Origin of the sequence: Stenotrophomonas sp. 3diitr2024 (assembly GCF_042136455.1) — a bacterium.
In the GTDB taxonomy this organism is placed as follows: domain Bacteria; phylum Pseudomonadota; class Gammaproteobacteria; order Xanthomonadales; family Xanthomonadaceae; genus Stenotrophomonas; species Stenotrophomonas sepilia.
The window spans coordinates 1-335 of record NZ_JBHHMJ010000495.1 but is presented as its reverse complement, the minus strand read 5'-3'; the positions used below and the strand labels follow the sequence as shown (position 1 = coordinate 335).

At 66.0% G+C, this 335-nt stretch carries 1 pseudogene; it reads left to right on the top strand.

From position 1 onward, the window contains the following. Positions 1-335 (top strand): annotated as a pseudogene (locus ABGA94_RS12540) (hypothetical protein); the annotation flags it as partial.

The following is a 335-nucleotide window of genomic DNA, read 5'->3' as shown; positions in this document are numbered from 1 at the left end:
TCCAACAACGCCGACCAGACCATCGAGCGCATCCTCAACTTCTTCCCGGAAAGCGCGCACAAGAACGTGCTGATGAACCTGGCGCTGAACCTGCGTGCGGTGATCAGCCAGCGCCTGGCACAGGTACCGGATACCCGCGATGCGGCAACGCCGTGGTACTGGCTGGGGCTGCCGGTGCTGCTGCTGGCGGCCGGTGCAGCCTGGCTGCTGGTGAGCTGGGTGGTCACCCGGTTGTCGACGCTGATTCCCGGCGCCGCCGGCATGGCCGTGCAGCTGATGACCCTGGCCATCTCGCCGATCATGTTCGGCGGCATGCTCTACGCCGTGGGTGAGAT